Below are 15,738 nucleotides of genomic sequence, written 5' to 3'. Positions count from 1 at the left end.
GGCGGATTCGTCCCTCTTGCGGGGGGCGAACGGGCATCATGGATCGCGGGAGGAACGCGATGACAGGGAACCGCTGGCCCGCGCGCACGTTCATGGACAGGGTGGAGGCCGACACCGCGACCCGCCTGCTCGGGCTGGCCCCGCCCCGGCGCGTGCCGGCGGGGGAGGTGCTGATCGGGCAGGGCCGGATCGGGGCGGCGGTCCTGCTCCTGTGCCCGGCCGAGGACGGCGAGTCCGCCTGCGTGAAGGTCACCTCGGACCTGCGTAACGGCATCGAGGTGATGCTCGGGATCCGGGTCCACGGCGACGTCGTCGGAGAGATGGGCATGTTCCGCGGCAGCGGGGCCAGCGCCACGGTCACCGCCTGCACGCCGATGGCCGTGCGCGCCTACACCCACACGGTCTTTCGCGACTTCCTGGTGCGCCACCCCGACGCCTGGGACGCGGTCGGGGCGGTCATGGGCGACCGGTTGGCCTCGTCCGACCGCCACCGCGCCGAGTTCATGGCCTATGAGGTGGACGCCCGCCTGGCACGGGTCCTGGTGGAGCTGGCGGGGCGGCACGGCACCGCCGTTCCCGAGGGCGTCGAGCTCGGAGTTCGCCTGTCGCAGACCGACCTGGGCAAGCTCATCGGCGCACGTACGGACGCCGTGGGCAATGCCATGCGCCGTTTCCGCCAGGAGGGGCTCCTGCTTTCGCGGTACCGCCGTGTCGTCATCGTGGAAATGGACAAACTACACGCCGTGTACGAGAACGCGTGAGCGGTGTCAACCGAGCACCTCTGTCGCCATCTCATTTGCCACGATCACGATGAGCATCAGGGCCAGCCACGGGATGCAGCGACGGACGTGCCGGTTCTTGTCCCTCACGATTTCGGAAAGGATTTCCGCCATCCGCCACACCTCGTCGGGGGTCAGCGGTTGCTGCGGGCGCGGCCGGGGAAACCCCGTCACCCTCCTTCCCTCGCTGTGGAAGCGCATCCTGGGGCGCAGCGCCTGGACCAGGTGGTAGCCCGCGGCGAAAAAGGCGAAAGCGCAGACCAGGAGGGGCAGGTTCGTCGGAACCGGTTCTGCGCCGACGGTTCCGTTGCCGTTCACGAGTGCCATGGCGAAACCGACCTGCGCGACGCACAGGAAACCGATCTTCGTGTCGGCCTGGGCGACGTTGTTCTGGAAAAACGCCACCACGGACAGAGCCGAGTCGATACCGTCTCCCTTGTGGGATTCCACCGTTCCCCTCTCTTCGGAAAATGAATTCCCCCTATTGCACTCCCCTCTGGAAGACCGGATTCCGGACTGGTCCGTGTTCGGCCGTGTGCGGCTCCTCACGTGGGGCCGGACGGGAATTGCCGACTGGTCAGGGGTTCGTGTGCGCGTTCCGGTCCACACTGTCAGCGTTCCGCGATTCCATGTCAGGAAGTAGTGAGGAAATGTCCCAGACTCCCGAGTTCGGGCGGCGTGTCATCGTCACGTGCGACGCCAAGGGGTACGGCAGCTCGGACGAGCTGACCCAGCACCAGATCCAGGAGGCCATCCCGGCCATCCTCCACATCGCCGCCGAGCACAGCGGGCTCGACCGCGGGGAGTGGCACATCGCTCCCGGCGGCGACGGGGAGATGGCGGTGCTCCCGGTCACCGTGAGGGAGCCCCGGCTCCTCGACCGCTACGTGCCCGAGATCGAGTACGCGCTGCGTCGACACAACCACAACCGGACCGAGGCCGGGCGACTGCGCCTGCGCCTGGTCGTTCACCACGGGTCCGCTGTGTCCTCCCAGGCCGGTTACTCCGGGAACGGCATCGTCACCGCGGCCCGCGTGGTGGACAGCGACACCCTGCGCGAGGCGCTCAAGGACTCCGGTACCGACCTGGTCGTGGCGGTGACCGCCCCCGTCTACCAGGACGTGGTCGCGCAGGGGCACACGCGCCTGCGTCCCGAGGACTTCACCCTCACCACCGTCCGCAACAAGGAGTACGAGGAACCGGTCTGGGTCCATGTACCCGGCCGTCGCTCGGGCAGCGGCCACGGGCAGTCCACGGACGGCACCGCCGGGGCGCCCGACGGGAACGGGGCGTCTCCGGCCGACCCCGCCCCGGGCGCGCCCTCCGCCGCACCGGGAGAACACGGATCCGGACCGGAGCGGCGAGACTCCCCGGCGATCACCAACGTCATGCACGGCGACGTCGACGCCTCCAACGCCGTCTTCGGCGTGCGCTACTAGGAGGCACACGTGAGCCACCACCCCGACAGCGCACCGGGGGTCGGAGAAGGCGCCGGAGCGGCCCCGCCCCAGGAGCAGAACCCGCAGGGAGCCGAGGCGTTCCTCCCCCAGGAGAAATCCCTGTTCCCGGACTCCACGGCACCGGACATGGAAGGCCAGGACCCCGGAGAGCACGCGGACGGCCCCTCCCCCCACCGCCCCGACCCGTGGGGAGAGGAGGGGAGAAGCAGGGTCACCAACGTGTTCTACGGAATGGTCAACGCCCAGAACGGCGTTTTCGGCCCCTCGGGAACACAGGAAGCCGCAGACGCTCCGCGCCCCTCGGCCACCGGTCGCCTGAGGGAGCGCGAAGTCCGCGGAACCGTCGACTCCTTCGTCCCGCCCGACTGTTTCGACGAAGCCCACCGCCTCCTGGAGAAGCAGCGTGTCCTCGTCCTCACCGGCGTGGCGGGGAACGGACGGCGGTCAGGCGCGATCTCCCTGCTGGACGCGGTCGGCGCGGATCCCATCGTGGTGTTCACCCCGAGCCAGACCCTGGAGTCGCTGTCCAGGCGCGAACTGAAGCCCGGAAGCGGCTACATCGTCCTGGACTGGTTCGGTGCGGGCCGGGGCGAGTCCCCGGCCGAGCACGAGTATCTCTGGTCGGTTCTGCGGCGACACGTTGAGGCCTCGGACGCCTACCTCGTCCTGACATGCGACCGGACAGCACATGTGGGGGCGACCGCGCCCGGCTTCGGGTGGGAACGTCCTCGCACCGCCGACGTGCTCCGCAGGCATCTGGCCGAGGAGTTCTTCCACGCGCGCCCCGAGGCGGTGGACCTGGTGGTGCGCTGCCTCCCGGACGACCACTCGGTCGCCGACATCGTCGCGGTCGCCGAACGCATGGGCGCCGGGGAGGACCCGGAGAGCGCGGTCGGCCACGTCGTGCGCTCCTCGTCCCGTGACCGCGTCGAGAGGTGGTTCGAGTCCGGCCCGGACCGGAGAGAGGTCGCTGACGCCGCTGCTCTGGGACTGCTGCCCGGAGTGCGCGAACGAGACTACGAGATCCTCGCCAACCACCTGCACACCTGTTTGAACAGGGCTTTTCCCCCGGAAGGCGAGGCGGCTGCGGAAGAGGAGAAGGCCACGGTCCCTCAGCCCGACCCGCTCCCCGCCCACCGGGGCCGGAGGGGTAGGGACGGGCACGGCCTCTTCCGCGTCGAGTACCGGGACGACGGGTGGATGGTTCGGCGCTTTCCCGGTTTCGCCGAGAACGGTGACCGGACGGAGGTACTGCGCCAGCTGTGGGAGCGCTACGACGTGGCCTTCTGGGATGCCGTCCGCAGCTGGGCCGGGTACGCGACAGGCCACCGCACCAGGCGTGTGCACCTGGCCGAGGGCCTGGCTGCTCTGGCCGTGACCGCCTTCGACGAAGTCCACGACCTGTACCTGGACCGGTGGTCGCGGGGACGGGGGTTGGCGGGGCGCGAGACCTGTGTGTTCGCACTGTGGTTCATGTGCATGGAGGCGGAACACGACCTGGCACCCACCGTCCTGCGTACCGTCGACCGCTGGCTGACCCGTGGCACACCGCTCCAGGCGAAGGCCGCGGTCCAGGTGTGGAGCGGCGAGCTGGGGGTGAGCTACCCGACCGAGGCGGCCAACCGGCTGCTGGACCTGGTCCTGGACTCCGACTCGGACCACCGGTTCGAAGCGTCCTTCGCCGTCGGCGCCCTCTTCGGCAGCCTCATCGACCGGGGGGTCAGCGGCCGGGCCCTGGTCGGCGTCGTCGGAGACGAACTGGCCCACGCCTATCGCTTCAGCCCCAGGAGGGACGACCGGGAGTACCTACTCGCCGCCGCCTTCTCCATACTCACGGTCCCCACGAGCGAACCCCTCGTCCCCGGACCAGCCGGAGCCGGGGACCCGGCACCGGACCCGTCGGAGGAGACCTCCGAACGGGACGGCCACCAGACCCCGGACCGCTCTGAAGACGGCGGCCGAGAGGACGGGTACGACGGGCACGGTGGTCCGGGCTCCAACGGCTCGGGCGGCGGTAGCGGGGATCCGGACGGGGAACCCGTCGGCGGTGACCCGGCGGTCGCCCGCCACATCATGCTGGTTCCCGACCAGGTCCTCAGCGTCGCCGCCCTGTGGGCGGAGACCATCCGGGACCGGCGGACACGCCGTCCCGCGATCCACTCCCTGTGGAGCACACTGCGAGCGCTCCAGCGCAACGGCGCCGACGCCCAGGACAACGCGCGAAGCCTGCTCACCGACCTGTCACGGCTCATCCCGGAGGAGGAGCATCCGGGCTTCCGGGTCAGCTTCACCAGCGCGGTCCGGCAGCAGGGCGACGAGGACCCCTTCACCGACGCCGTCCTGGACGTCCTCACCAGGGTGTTCGGCGGCTACGGCACCGCTTCCGGAACAGGACACGGGTCGGACCCCGGCCTCACGAAGAAAGTGACACCAGTATGAGAGCCCCCACGTATCCGGTTGTGGACGAGCGCGCCCTCAGCGCGCCGAGCCGCCAGGGCTTCCTCGGGCTGCGCGGCCGCCGCCGTGATCCGTCCGAACTGCCCCGGGCATCCGCCCACCAGGTCCTCGTCTACCGCGGCGGCGGCGCCTTCCACGTGGACAAGGGCGGTACCGCCCTCGACGACAGCCGCGTGGTGGACGCCGACCACGTGAGCCTCGTCGACGTCAGCCACGACGTCTCCGTCGTCGTCACCCTCGCGGTCCCCTCCATGGAGGACGACGACTTCGAGGTGCGCACGGCCTTCTCCTGCACGGTCCTGGACCCGGTCACGGTGGTCAGCGAGGGCCGCGGGGACGCGCACCGCTTCCTGAGCGGCTACATGCGTCGCTACGACAAGCTGCCCCAGGTGGCCCAGCACCTGAGACTGGAGGACATCAACAAGGTCCGCGAGCTGGTGTGGAGTCACATCAAGGCGTTCATCGACCTGTCGCCGCCGGAGGTCCGGGGGATGCGGATCGAGTACGTCGGCACCGAGGTGCTCACACCGCACAGCCTTCGCCAGGTGCGGAGTACCTGGCGGACCACCCGCCACGAGCAGGAGGTGGAGGTCGCGCGCACCGACCACGACCACCTGATGAAGGAGAAGGTCACCGAGCACACGCGCAGGATCATGGACGGTCTCAGCGAGGCCGTCCAGGACGACACCATCAACGCGGTCATGCTGGCGCTGGCCGAGGGCCGCATCGACCCCACCGAGGTCGCCCACCGCATCACCGTCGAGCGGGAGCGCGCGCTCGATCGGGAGGCGGAGAGGGAAACCGCGGAGAAGGAGGAGCGGCTGCGTCGGGAGGAACAGCAGAGGGCCGACGCCCTGCGCCGTGAGACATGGGACAGGGAGGACGAGCGCGAGCGTCTGCGGGTCAGGTCGGAGCTGGCCCAGGCGGCGTTCAAGGAACACTACGTCGACGGTGCCATGACCACGGCGGAGGTGGTGGACTTCATCAACCCGGAACTCCTTCCCCTCCGGACGGGGGCGACCGACGGTGAAGAGGGTTCCGCGGGCTCGGGGCGGGCCGCGGACGCCGAGCTCGAAACCGGTTCCGGGCCCGAGGCGTCCGCGGACGGGCAAGCCGTGCGGCCCCGGGGCGGTCCGGGCGCCCGCACGCGCGCCGACGCCTCCGCCGGGCCGGTCTCGAAAGGACACCGCCGTTACGCGGAGGGACTGAGCGAGGACGATCATGACGCCTAGCTCCCTCTCCCCTCCCCCCGCGCGGGACAGGACGCCGGTCCAGGACGTGCCCGCAAGCCGCACGGCCGCGGAGCGGACCACCGTCCGAGGCCGTGCGGGCCGCATGCTGCGCCGCATGACCGGGGTGGACGAGGACCTCCTCTCCCTGATCCCGGAGGAGCGCCCCCGCTACACCCTCCAAGGACTGGTCGTCCTCGCCACGTCCTCCATGGCCGGGATCGCGGTGTTCGTCGCCCTCCAGAGGTTCACCTCCACACCGTGGCCGCTGCTGGTGCCGGCGGCCCTGTTCTGGTCCGGCCTCATCCTGGTCTTCGACTGCTGGATGCTCTCGACCATGCACGGGGTGAAGAAGGGCGGACGCGCCCTCGGCTTCACCGGGCGGATCCTCCTGGCCCTCCTGGTCAGCGTGGTCATCGCCGAACCGATCCTCCTCTACGCCTTCCGCCCGTCCATCGAGCACCAGGTCAGGACCGAGCGGGGGCAGGAGTCCGACGCGTTCCGGTCAGCCCTGGAGCGCTGCAATCCCGTCTCGGGGGAGCAGAGCACCGACCCCGGCTGCACGGAGGAGTTCCTGCTGACCGTCGGCGGCAGCACGCTCACCGCCGACCAGACCGCGCTGGCCTCGACCACCGCGGAGCGCGACCGGCTACAGGAGCGTGTGGACGCCCTTCAGGAGCAGTTGGAGGAGAAACAGGAGCTTGCCCGGCAGGAGTGCAACGGCACCTCCGGCGACGGGCTGACCGGTCGGGCGGGTGAGGGGTTCAACTGTGAGCAGCTGCGCGCCGAGGCCGACGCCTTCGAGGGGGACAGCCAGCTCGCGGCCTACCGGACCAGCCTGTTGGAACTGAACTCCGAGGTGGAGGAGCTCACGTCCGCGTCGGGCGCCTCCACCGCCGACTTCGCCACCGAGCGGGCCGCGCTGATCGAGGAGAAGGTCGCCGCCCGGGCCGCCGAGGAGGGGGAGCACGGCGTCATCGAGGAGATGGAGGCACTGGGCGCCCTGGCCAAGGGCAGCTTCTACGTGATGGCCGCGGTGTTCCTGCTGCGGGCGCTGCTGGCCGCGGTGGACCTGTTCCCGGTCCTGACCAAGCTGCTCGGCGGTACCAACAAGTACGACGAGCTGTACACGGCCCGGGTCGACTTCCACCGCGAGTGCCACGACCAGGAGATCCGGGTCGCCCTCAAAAGGCTCCAGGTGGAGACCGACCGGGAGATCGGCGGCCTGGAGGCCCGGCAGCAGGCCGACCGTAACGAGAACGCGAGGCGGATGCGTGCCGACAAGGTCAGGCAGCAAGCCGACCTCGAGGACGAGATCGCCCGCCAGGCGGAGCAGTACCGCCGGGGGCGTGGGGAGACCGCTGACCAGACCTGACAGGAACCGGCCGGGAGGGAACGCGGGGCGGCGCACCGGGACGGCGGTGCGCCGCCCCGCACCCTTTTCCAGGGCGACTCCGGCGGACCGGTCGCCCTGGTGACGCTCCTCCGCTGACACACGGGTCGGGGCGGGCACCGCGCCCGCCCCGACACCGCGTCGTCCCCGTTGTGCTGTCCCTGTTGCCTCTCCCGCTACCTTTCGAGGTCCTCCTCCTCGTCGGGCCGCGCCGAGTCCGGGCTGAGCGGGTCGTGTCCCACCGACATCAGCCGGTGCCGCCACTCCGCGTCCTCGCGGCGGGGGTCCGCCAACTGGTCGCGGACGAACTCCGACACTTCGCGCATCAGCTCGACGTCATCCTTGGTCACGTCCACCTGGCGTTTGTTCAGCAGGTTCACGATCGCCTCGCCCTTCCTCCACACGGGGTGGGCGGGGTCGTTGCTGAAGGCGTTCTCACCGGAGGCGTTCGTGAGCAGCCACTCACGCAACTCCTGGCCGGTCATGTTCACCACCGAGTGAAAGTCGTTCCACACCTCGTCGACGACGGGATCGTGCTCAGCCATCTCTTCCCCCTTCGTTTCGGCTTCGTTCCACGCGGTCAGGCCCGTCGGCGCACACTCCGGGTGACCGCGAAGCCCGCTGCCCCGGCCGCGAAACCCGCGGCGCCCACCAGGGCCGCGGTGCGGCGCCGCTGGTTCATCTCCTGGAGAGGACTGGACTCGCGCGCCTCGCCGTCGAACTCGCCGTGCGCGCCGTAGTCGCGCTCGTCGTCCAGGGGGTGGAACAGGTTGTCGCGCTCGGGCGGCGGGAGCTCCCGGACCTGGCTCTGGAACCCGCTGCGCCCCTGCTGCCAGCTGACCAGGCGCGGTGCGAGCCGCTGTCCCAGGACGGTGGCCACCGTCGAGATCCCCACCCAGTACCGGCGCCGCCGCGGGTGCTCGGCGCCCCAGACGATCGCCTCGGCCACCACCTCCGGCTGGTACACCGGCGGCACCGGGCGCGGACGGCCTTCCACGCGCGAGCGCACCCACGTGAACTGCGGGGTGTTGACGGCGGGCAGGTGCACCTCCGTCACCTTGATGTGCGAGCCCTCGTGGATCAGCTCGGAGCGCACCGAGTCGGTGAACCCGCGTATCGCGTGCTTGGCCCCGCAGTACGCCGCCTGCAGGGGGATGCCCCGGTAGGCCAGGGCCGAGCCGACCTGCACGATCACGCCCCGGTCCCGGGGCAGCATGCGTTCCAGAGCGACCCTGGTGCCGTGTACGTAGCCGTGGTAGCAGACGTCGGTGACCCGGTGGTACTCCTCCGGCTCGATCTCCATGAACGGCGCGATGACCGTGGCGAACGCGCAGTTGACCCAGACGTCCACCGGACCCAGTTCGGACTCGACCTGCGCCAGGGCCTCGCGCAGCGCGTCGGCGTCGGCCACGTCCACCCGCATCGACATCGCCGGCACCCCCTCGGCGCGGGCCTCCTCCACCGCGGCGTCCAGCCCCGCCTGCCCCCGTGCGAGGAGGGCCAGGGCGTACCCCTTCCGGGCGAACTCCCGGGCGGTCGCCCGGCCGACTCCGGCGCTGGCCCCGCTGACCACCACGACCTGGCCATTGCGCTCTCCGGCCACCTCGGCCACCTCCCCACAAGGTCGACACGGCCTCTCGGCTGCTTCCTGCCCGCTACCCGGGAGCACCACCTGTTATGTACATGTCACGGCAAGCTTCTGAACCGCCGTTCTCCCTGGTTTCCCGAGTGCGCCCCTGGGCAGTCGCCAGCAGGAGGGAACCCCGGCAGCACACGGACCCGGAGGGGCGGATGGGCCAGGACGCGGCACGCATCGGGGAGCACGGCTTCCTCTCGGACTGCCACACCGCCGCGCTCACCACACCGGACGGCACGGTCGACTGGATGTGCGTGCCCGGATTCGACGGAGCCGCGCTCGTCTCGGGGATCCTGGACCCGCAAGGCGGCGGGTGGACGCTGGAGGTGGAGGGGGCGCGCCCGGCCGGGCGCGCCTACGTGGACGACACCCTCGTCCTGGAGACCCTCTGGCGGGGAACGGACGTGGAGGTGGCCGTACGCGACCTGCTCGCCGTTCGCAGACGCGGGCGGTCGGGCCTGTACCGCGAGGGCCTCCTCCTGCGGGTGGTCGAGTGCCGCTCCGGCAGCACGGCCGTGCGCTCACGGTTCGACGCCAGACCCGACTTCGGGCGCGCGGCCCCCGCGTGGGAGCGCCTCGACGGAGCCCTGCGGGAGGCCTCGGGGCCGCTGCTCTCGGGCTCACCCGCCCCCCGGATCGCCGAGGACGGCGTACCGGAGTACCGCGTGGAGCTCGCCGAGGGCGACACGGCCGTGTTCGCCCTGGACTACCTGCGCGGTGAGCGCCGCGTGGGGTTGGGGGAGGCGTCGAGACTGCTCCGGGAGACCTTGGAGGCCTGGCGGGACTGGGCCGGGCGGATCGACTACCAGGGGGTCGGCGCCGAACACGTGCGACGCAGCGCCCTCACCCTGCGCGGCCTGCTCTACGAGGAGACCGGAGCCCTGGTCGCCGCGCCCACCACGTCCCTGCCCGAGGCGCCGGGCGGCCCCAGGAACTGGGACTACCGCTACGTGTGGCACCGCGACGCCGCGCTCGTGGTCCTGGCCTTCCTCCGGCTCGGCCACTCCGAGGAGGCCGGACGCTACCTGCGCTTCCTGCTGAGCATGTGCGAGAGTCCGATCGACTGGATCTCCCCGGTGCACGCGGTCGACAAGGGGCCCCTTCCCGGGGAGGAGGCCCTCGACCACCTGGCCGGGTACGAGGACTCACGTCCGGTCCGCGTCGGCAACCGCGCCCACTCGCAGCACCAGCTGGACGTGTACGGGCACATCCTCGACGCGGCGCTGTCCTATGAGGCGGCCACCGGGCGGCTCCGGCGGGAGGACCTCGAACAGCTCGTCTCGGTGGTCGAGTCGGTGCGCAAGCTCTGGAGGGAACCGGACGAGGGCATATGGGAGGTGCGGTCGGGGCCCCGGCACTGGACCCACTCCAAGGTCTACGCCTGGGTGTGCCTGGACCGCGGGATCCAGCTCCTCACCGAGTCCGGCAAGGGGGTCGACGCACCTCTGGACGAGTGGCGCGGGGAACGGGAGGCCGTCCGCGAGGAGGTCCTCGACCGCGGCTACGACCCCGGGACCGGATCCTTCACGCAGTCCTACGGCTCCGCCAACGTGGACGGTTCACTGCTGCGGATCCCCCTCCTGGGCTTCCTCGACGGAACCGATCCGCGCGTGCTCAGGACCCTGGAGCGCGTGGACGAACGGCTGGGCGGGGACGGCTGCCTCATTCGCAGATACGACCCCGAACGGACCGACGACGGTATCAGCGGCCCTCCGGAGGGCGCCTTCCTCCTCTGCTCCTTCGACATGGTCTCCGCCCTGGTGCTCGCCGGGCGGACCGACGAGGCGCGGGAGCGGTTCGAGAAGTTGTGCGGGCGCGCCGGGGAGCTCGGCCTGCAGGCGGAGGAGATGGCCGCCGACGGCACCATGCTGGGCAACTTCCCCCAGGCCTTCACCCATCTTGCGCTGATCGAGGCGGCCGTCAACCTCGACAGCGCGACGGACCGGGAGGCACTGCACGACTGGGTACGCGGCAGATCGGGTAGGCGGGCAGGACGACGAAGGAGGAACGAGGACGATGGCTGAAGACACCACCGGCGAGATCAAGGAGACGCTCCACCAGGAGGCGGAGGCCTACCGGGGCGACAGCGACCAGCCCCTCGTCGGGTACGCCGCCACGGTCTCGGTCTACCTGGCCCTGGTGGGGGCGGGGCTGCTCGCGGCGCGCAAGTCCCACCGGAACGGCAGGGACGCGAGCGTGGGCCCGTGGGACCTGGTGCTGATGGGGCTGACCACGCACAAGCTGTCCCGCCTGGTGGCCAAGGATCCGGTCACCAGCCCCCTCCGGGCGTTCTTCACCCGGTTCAGGGGGGTCTCGGCGCCGTCCGAGCTGGCCGAGGACGTGCGCGGCCAGGGCGGGCGCCGTGCCTTCGGCGAACTGATCACCTGCCCGTTCTGCACCGCGCAGTGGGTCGCCACCGCGTACGCCTTCGGCCTGGTGTTCGCACCGGGTACCACCAGGGGCGCCGGGGCGGTGTTCAGCGCCGTGGCCGTGTCCGACTGGCTCCAGCTGGCGTACGTGCGCATGCAGAAGGCCCAGGAGTAGCGCGCCGGGCGCCCTCCTCCCGTTGATCTTGCTCCCAGCGTCACTCTCGACGCCCGACGGTGACGCCAAGAGCAAGACCAACGGGAGGAGAATGCGGGCGGCCAGTGCGGCCGCCCGCCCCGGCCCGGGCCCTCGGCATCTTCGCCGCCAGGCCCGTCAGGCCGTCAGGACCGGCGGCGTTCCCCGTGCTTGCGGCGCTCCCCGCGCTCCCCGTGCTCGCGGCGCTCTCCGCGTTCCCCGTGCTTGCGGCGCTCCCCGCGCCGACGGCGGTCCCCGCCTCCGCGGCGTTCCCTGTGCTTGCGGCGCTCCCGCTTCCCGACGCCCCGGTCGGCCCCGCCGCTCTCGGAGCCCTCCGTCCCGGCCACCTCGGCCTCGGGCGGCTCCCCGATGACGAACCCGAAGACCACGTGGTCGAGAAGGAGCGCCGCTCTCTCCTGGGGCCGGGACCTGCGGGCGTGGGCGAGGCCGAGAGCGGGGGCGATGGCCAGCTCGAACGCTCCCCAGGCCATCACCCCGTAGACCGGCCCGGCGAGCCGTGAACTCCGCAGCCTCCTCGGCAGGAAGGCGAACAGGGCACCAGCCGTGGCCCCGTATCCCCAGTGCGCCAGTTCGATGGCGGCCTTCCTCCGGTCCTCGGGCACGCTCTCCAGGACGGCGGGCACGCCCTCCCTCAGGATGGCGTCGGGAGGTGTGCGCTGGACGAACCCCAGACCGACCTCGGCCTGCCGCATACCGGTCATGGCCATCGCGCCCGTGGCCCCCCGCACGACACCCCTGAACCAGGGGCGCTTCGGCGGGGAATCCGACTTCCGGGTCATCTCTCGGCTCCCTTCACACAAGCACCTGTCGTGTACCTCCTCTGACCGGTGCGCGCGTTTCCACACGCTCCGGAACGGGGGTGGGTTGAGGGAGGGGGCCATGGGTAGTCGTGACCACCACATCGACGGGAGAGACGCGGAACAGACCGGAGGACGAATGGAGCCGCGGCGGGGAACGGACGAGCTCGCGCACGGAACCATGGCCTCGTGGTGTGTGCCGGGTCAGGGGCCGCCGGTGATCTGCGTGCACGGTGCGGGCGTCTCCTCCAAGCACACCCTTCCCCTGGTCGAAGCCCTCTCCGGGCGGCTGGAGGCCTGGGCCGTCGACCTTCCGGGGTTCGGCGCGAGCACCGCCCGGGACCACGCGCCCACGGTCGCCGGTCTTGCCGAGGCCCTCCTGGAGTGGCTCCGCGCCCGGGGGATCGCACGGCCCTGCCTGCTGGGACTGTCACTGGGCGCTCAGGTGGTGGCTGAGGCGGCGGTGCGCGCGCCCGACAAGGTGGGCTCGGTGGTGCTGGCGGGGCCGATGGTGGACCCGCAGGCGCGTTCGCTACCCGTCCTGGCCGCGCGCCTGCTGCTCGACGGCCTCCGCGAGGGCCCCTCCGTGGTGGTCTCCGGCATAGCTGACTACCGCAGGGCGGGAGCGCTACGGGTTTTCCGCAGCTGGCTGGCCAGCCGCGACCACCGGATCGAGCAGGTTCTGCCGGAGATCGGGCAGCCCGCCCTGGTCCTGCGCGGGAGCAGGGACCCCCTCTGTCCCGGGCACTGGGCCGAGGAGGTCGCCCGCCTGCTGCCCCGGGGACGTCTGGTGACCGTCCCCGGGCGGCCCCACGTGCTCACCGCCACCGCACCCGAGCGGGTCGCCGACCTGGTCCACGACTTCGCCCGGGAGGTGGTCCGATGAGATGGCGCGGGCAGATGACACCGGAGCGAACCGTGGCTGCGCCGACGGAGCCGAACTGTTGAAGGAAGGGGACCAGAGCTTGTGGGGAGGCGGGGGCCGATGAGCGATCGGCTGAGGGAGGCCGTGGTCGGCAGCCGGTGGTTCAGAGGGCTGCGCCGGGCCGTCGCGTACCGGGGGTACGAGCGCGAGACCGCCGTCATCATCCTCAAGAGCGTCATCGCCTCGACGGTCGCCTGGGTGGTGGGCTCGCTCGCGGGGGGTTCCTCCCAGATCGGGTTCGCGCCCTTCTCGGCCCTCCTGGTCGTGACGCCCAGCGTGTACGGATCGGTGCTGCAGTCCGGCCGCTACGTGGCCGCGGTCTTCCTCGGCGCGCTGATCGCCGGCGCGGGCGGGATCACCGTCGGCGCGAACATCTGGTTGTTCGCACTGGTCGTGCTGGTCGCGCTGCTGGTGGGGCAGTTCTCGCTCTTCGGAGAGCAGGGCAAGCAGATTGCCGTGGTCGCGGCGTTCGCACTCGCCGGAGGCACCGCGGGCAGTCTCGTGAACCTGGGGACGCTGTTGCTCATGGTCCTGGTGGGGACGGGGACCGCCGTCGTGACGAACACGGTCTTCGCCCCCGCGATCCGCTTCCGCGACGCCAGGAACGCCGTGCTCGACTTCGCGGACGCCCTGGGCGGCTTCGTCCGGCAGATGGCGGACGGGTTCCGGGAGGGCGATGACGGGCTTGACGAAGCCGACTACTGGAAACGGCTCGCGGACGGCTTCGACGCCACCGCGCGCAACGCCCAGGAGACGGTCTCGCAGCAGGAGTACCGCATGCGCCTGAACCCGAGGAAACTCGTGGACGGATCCCCTCCGGCGGGGAAGCCGATGGCCTACCGCGACTGGATCACCGCCCTGAGACGGTCCTCCCGGCACCTGCAGTCCCTCACCCGCACCCTGTTCTTCGCGCGTTCCTCCCACAGCCGCTCTCCCGAGCCGAGCGACTCCTTCCTGCGCGCCTTCGCCCCGGTCCTGGACGCGGCCGCCGAAGCCTTCCGCGCCGTGCACGACGCCGACGAGCCCGAGCGCGAGACGTTCTCGCCGGACCTGGACTCCTGCCTGGAGGAGGCGTTCCAGCGGATCACCCGGATGCGCGAACACATCGGCGATTACGGGACCGCCGACCTGTGGTCGGTGCACAGCGCGATGCTCACCGACATGGAGCGCCTGTTCGACGAACTGTACGAGGGACACACGAACACTGAGCGCGACGCGCGCGAAGGCGCGTGAGAGTACCCGGACACGACGGGGGAAGGGAGCGGGCATGGAATCCGCAGCGACCGGAAGGCCGGCGGTCCTCGTGGCCGCCGTCACCGGTGTCCTCGTGCTGATCGCCGGATGCGGTGGTCAGGAGGGCACGGACGGCGGACCGGCGGAGGACGGGGGCGGGGGTTACGGGAGCGGCTCCGCCGCTCCCGCGGCGGTCGAGCCCGGCGAACCCGAGGAGGTGGCCACGGGTCTGGAGGTGCCTTGGGGGACCATCTTCCTCCCCGACGGCTCCGCCCTGGTCTCCGAGCGCGACTCGGCCGAGATCGTCCGCGTGTCCGGGGACGGCACTGTCACGGACGTCGGGACCGTCGAGGGGGTCTCTCCGGTCGGGGAGGGCGGTCTGATGGGGCTGGCCCTGCACCCGGACTTCCCCGACGAGCCGTACGTGTACGCCTACTACACCTCGGAATCCGACAACCGGATCAGCCGCATGGAGTACGACCCGGAGGGCGGGAGCCTCGGGGAGGCCGAGGTCGTCCTCGACGGCATCCCCTCGTCGTCCCGACACGACGGCGGCCGGATCGAGTTCGGCCCCGACGACATGTTGTACGTGGGCACCGGGGACGCGACCCGGTCGCGCCTGTCCCAGAACACCGACTCGCTGGCGGGCAAGGTCCTGCGGATCACCCCCGAGGGGGACCCGGCGCCGGACAACCCCTTCGACAACCATGTCTACAGCTACGGGCACCGCAACGTGCAGGGCCTGGCCTGGGACGAGGAGGGGAACCTGTACGCCACCGAGTTCGGCGCGGACAAGCTCGACGAGGTCAACCTGATCGAACCGGGGGACAACTACGGGTGGCCCGAGGTGGAGGGTCCCGGAGGCGGGGACGAGTACGTCGACCCGCTGGTGACCTGGCCCCCCGAAGAGGCCTCGCCCAGCGGTGCGGCGATCGCCGGCGGCTCCCTGTGGGTGGCCGCTCTGCGCGGGGAGCGCCTGTGGGAGGTGCCGCTCACCGACGGTGGACTGGGTGATCCGGTGGCGCACTACCAGGGGGAGTTCGGCCGCCTGCGCACGGCGGTGGTCGCTCCGGGCGGTGGTGAACTGTGGCTGACCACCAGCAACCACGACGCTCTCGGCAGTCCCGTCGAGGAGGACGACCGCGTTCTGCGGGTGCCGCTGGAGTAGCCGGCCGGAGCAGCCGGTGCCCTTCGGGGCCGCCCCGCCCGTCGCGGAGAACGGCGGACGGGGCCCACGCTCTCCTGT

At 71.3% G+C, this 15,738-nt stretch carries 14 protein-coding genes; 10 read left to right on the top strand and 4 right to left on the bottom strand.

What is annotated here, in order from left to right; all coding sequences use genetic code 11:
• Window positions 1–59 precede the first annotated feature (59 nt).
• Window positions 60–761 (top strand): Crp/Fnr family transcriptional regulator, encoded by a 702-nt coding sequence (locus FYX01_RS14525; RefSeq protein WP_150241574.1) that lies wholly within the window; start codon window positions 60–62, stop codon window positions 759–761.
• 6 nt (window positions 762–767) lie between these two features.
• On the opposite strand, the gene FYX01_RS14520 is transcribed toward FYX01_RS14525, so the two are convergent.
• Window positions 768–1,229 carry a Pycsar system effector family protein gene (locus FYX01_RS14520; protein ID WP_150241572.1) on the bottom strand — a complete coding sequence of 154 codons (462 nt, stop codon included), beginning with the start codon at window positions 1,227–1,229 and terminating at the stop codon, window positions 768–770.
• Window positions 1,230–1,429: 200 nt separating this feature from the next.
• Here FYX01_RS14520 and FYX01_RS14515 point away from each other — a divergent pair, with 200 nt between their 5' ends.
• The 4 genes from FYX01_RS14515 to FYX01_RS14500 are packed head-to-tail and all read left to right on the top strand — an operon-like array spanning window position 1,430 to window position 7,300.
• Entirely contained in the window at window positions 1,430–2,218 is a 789-nt protein-coding gene (locus FYX01_RS14515; RefSeq protein WP_150241570.1) for a hypothetical protein, read from the top strand.
• 9 nt (window positions 2,219–2,227) lie between these two features.
• Window positions 2,228–4,678 (top strand): hypothetical protein, encoded by a 2,451-nt coding sequence (locus FYX01_RS14510; protein WP_150241568.1) that lies wholly within the window; start codon window positions 2,228–2,230, stop codon window positions 4,676–4,678.
• Window positions 4,675–5,928 (top strand): hypothetical protein, encoded by a 1,254-nt coding sequence (locus tag FYX01_RS14505; RefSeq protein ID WP_150241566.1) that lies wholly within the window; start codon window positions 4,675–4,677, stop codon window positions 5,926–5,928. Before FYX01_RS14510 ends, FYX01_RS14505 begins: the two co-directional genes overlap by 4 nt.
• A complete protein-coding gene (locus FYX01_RS14500) occupies window positions 5,918–7,300 on the top strand; it encodes a DUF4407 domain-containing protein (RefSeq protein WP_150241563.1) in 1,383 nt (460 codons plus the stop codon). Before FYX01_RS14505 ends, FYX01_RS14500 begins: the two co-directional genes overlap by 11 nt.
• 194 nt (window positions 7,301–7,494) lie before the next feature.
• Here the strand turns inward: FYX01_RS14500 and FYX01_RS14495 are convergent, their stop codons facing one another.
• Together FYX01_RS14495 and FYX01_RS14490 are read right to left on the bottom strand one after the other, a co-directional pair.
• Complete coding sequence (locus FYX01_RS14495) at window positions 7,495–7,863, bottom strand: DUF3140 domain-containing protein (RefSeq protein ID WP_150241561.1); 369 nt, start codon at window positions 7,861–7,863, stop codon at window positions 7,495–7,497.
• A gap of 35 nt (window positions 7,864–7,898) precedes the next feature.
• The gene (locus tag FYX01_RS14490) at window positions 7,899–8,930 is read right to left on the bottom strand and encodes an SDR family oxidoreductase (RefSeq protein WP_150241559.1); all 1,032 of its coding nucleotides are present in this window, start codon (window positions 8,928–8,930) and stop codon (window positions 7,899–7,901) included.
• A gap of 179 nt (window positions 8,931–9,109) precedes the next feature.
• Between FYX01_RS14490 and FYX01_RS14485 the strand changes: the two genes are divergently transcribed.
• Window positions 9,110–10,978: a glycoside hydrolase family 15 protein gene (locus FYX01_RS14485; protein ID WP_150241557.1), complete on the top strand. Its 1,869-nt coding sequence runs from the start codon at window positions 9,110–9,112 to the stop codon at window positions 10,976–10,978.
• The gene (locus tag FYX01_RS14480; RefSeq protein ID WP_150241555.1) at window positions 10,971–11,498 is read left to right on the top strand and encodes a DUF1360 domain-containing protein; all 528 of its coding nucleotides are present in this window, start codon (window positions 10,971–10,973) and stop codon (window positions 11,496–11,498) included. The genes FYX01_RS14485 and FYX01_RS14480 overlap by 8 nt, the downstream gene beginning before the upstream one ends.
• A gap of 164 nt (window positions 11,499–11,662) precedes the next feature.
• On the opposite strand, the gene FYX01_RS27255 is transcribed toward FYX01_RS14480, so the two are convergent.
• Window positions 11,663–12,316, bottom strand: a complete 654-nt coding sequence (locus FYX01_RS27255; RefSeq protein WP_394350468.1) for a hypothetical protein — start codon at window positions 12,314–12,316, stop codon at window positions 11,663–11,665.
• A gap of 100 nt (window positions 12,317–12,416) precedes the next feature.
• On the opposite strand from FYX01_RS27255, the gene FYX01_RS14470 reads away from it, so the two are divergent.
• From FYX01_RS14470 to FYX01_RS14460, 3 genes are all read left to right on the top strand, one after another.
• Complete coding sequence (locus tag FYX01_RS14470; protein WP_317846067.1) at window positions 12,417–13,220, top strand: alpha/beta fold hydrolase; 804 nt, start codon at window positions 12,417–12,419, stop codon at window positions 13,218–13,220.
• A 99-nt stretch (window positions 13,221–13,319) separates the two neighbouring features.
• On the top strand, window positions 13,320–14,492 hold the full coding sequence (locus FYX01_RS14465; RefSeq protein WP_150241553.1) for an FUSC family protein: 1,173 nt from the start codon (window positions 13,320–13,322) through the stop codon (window positions 14,490–14,492).
• A gap of 34 nt (window positions 14,493–14,526) precedes the next feature.
• Window positions 14,527–15,660, top strand: a complete 1,134-nt coding sequence (locus FYX01_RS14460; protein ID WP_150241551.1) for a PQQ-dependent sugar dehydrogenase — start codon at window positions 14,527–14,529, stop codon at window positions 15,658–15,660.
• Window positions 15,661–15,738 lie beyond the last annotated feature (78 nt).

It is taken from the genome of Nocardiopsis quinghaiensis (assembly GCF_008638365.1).
Taxonomy (GTDB): domain Bacteria; phylum Actinomycetota; class Actinomycetes; order Streptosporangiales; family Streptosporangiaceae; genus Nocardiopsis; species Nocardiopsis quinghaiensis.
This window is presented reverse-complemented; position numbering and strand designations above follow the sequence as displayed.

Bases quoted from the DNA above. Each gene is read 5' to 3' on its own strand.
- FYX01_RS14525 (WP_150241574.1), top strand. From the start codon at position 60: ATGACAGGGAACCGCTGGCCCGCGCGCACGTTCATGGACAGGGTGGAG.
- FYX01_RS14515 (WP_150241570.1), top strand. From the start codon at position 1,430: ATGTCCCAGACTCCCGAGTTCGGGCGGCGTGTCATCGTCACGTGCGAC.
- FYX01_RS14505 (WP_150241566.1), top strand. From the start codon at position 4,675: ATGAGAGCCCCCACGTATCCGGTTGTGGACGAGCGCGCCCTCAGCGCG.
- FYX01_RS14500 (WP_150241563.1), top strand. From the start codon at position 5,918: ATGACGCCTAGCTCCCTCTCCCCTCCCCCCGCGCGGGACAGGACGCCG.
- FYX01_RS14495 (WP_150241561.1), bottom strand. From the start codon at position 7,863: ATGGCTGAGCACGATCCCGTCGTCGACGAGGTGTGGAACGACTTTCAC.
- FYX01_RS14485 (WP_150241557.1), top strand. From the start codon at position 9,110: ATGGGCCAGGACGCGGCACGCATCGGGGAGCACGGCTTCCTCTCGGAC.
- FYX01_RS14480 (WP_150241555.1), top strand. From the start codon at position 10,971: ATGGCTGAAGACACCACCGGCGAGATCAAGGAGACGCTCCACCAGGAG.
- FYX01_RS27255 (WP_394350468.1), bottom strand. From the start codon at position 12,316: ATGACCCGGAAGTCGGATTCCCCGCCGAAGCGCCCCTGGTTCAGGGGT.
- FYX01_RS14470 (WP_317846067.1), top strand. From the start codon at position 12,417: ATGGGTAGTCGTGACCACCACATCGACGGGAGAGACGCGGAACAGACC.
- FYX01_RS14465 (WP_150241553.1), top strand. From the start codon at position 13,320: ATGAGCGATCGGCTGAGGGAGGCCGTGGTCGGCAGCCGGTGGTTCAGA.
- FYX01_RS14460 (WP_150241551.1), top strand. From the start codon at position 14,527: ATGGAATCCGCAGCGACCGGAAGGCCGGCGGTCCTCGTGGCCGCCGTC.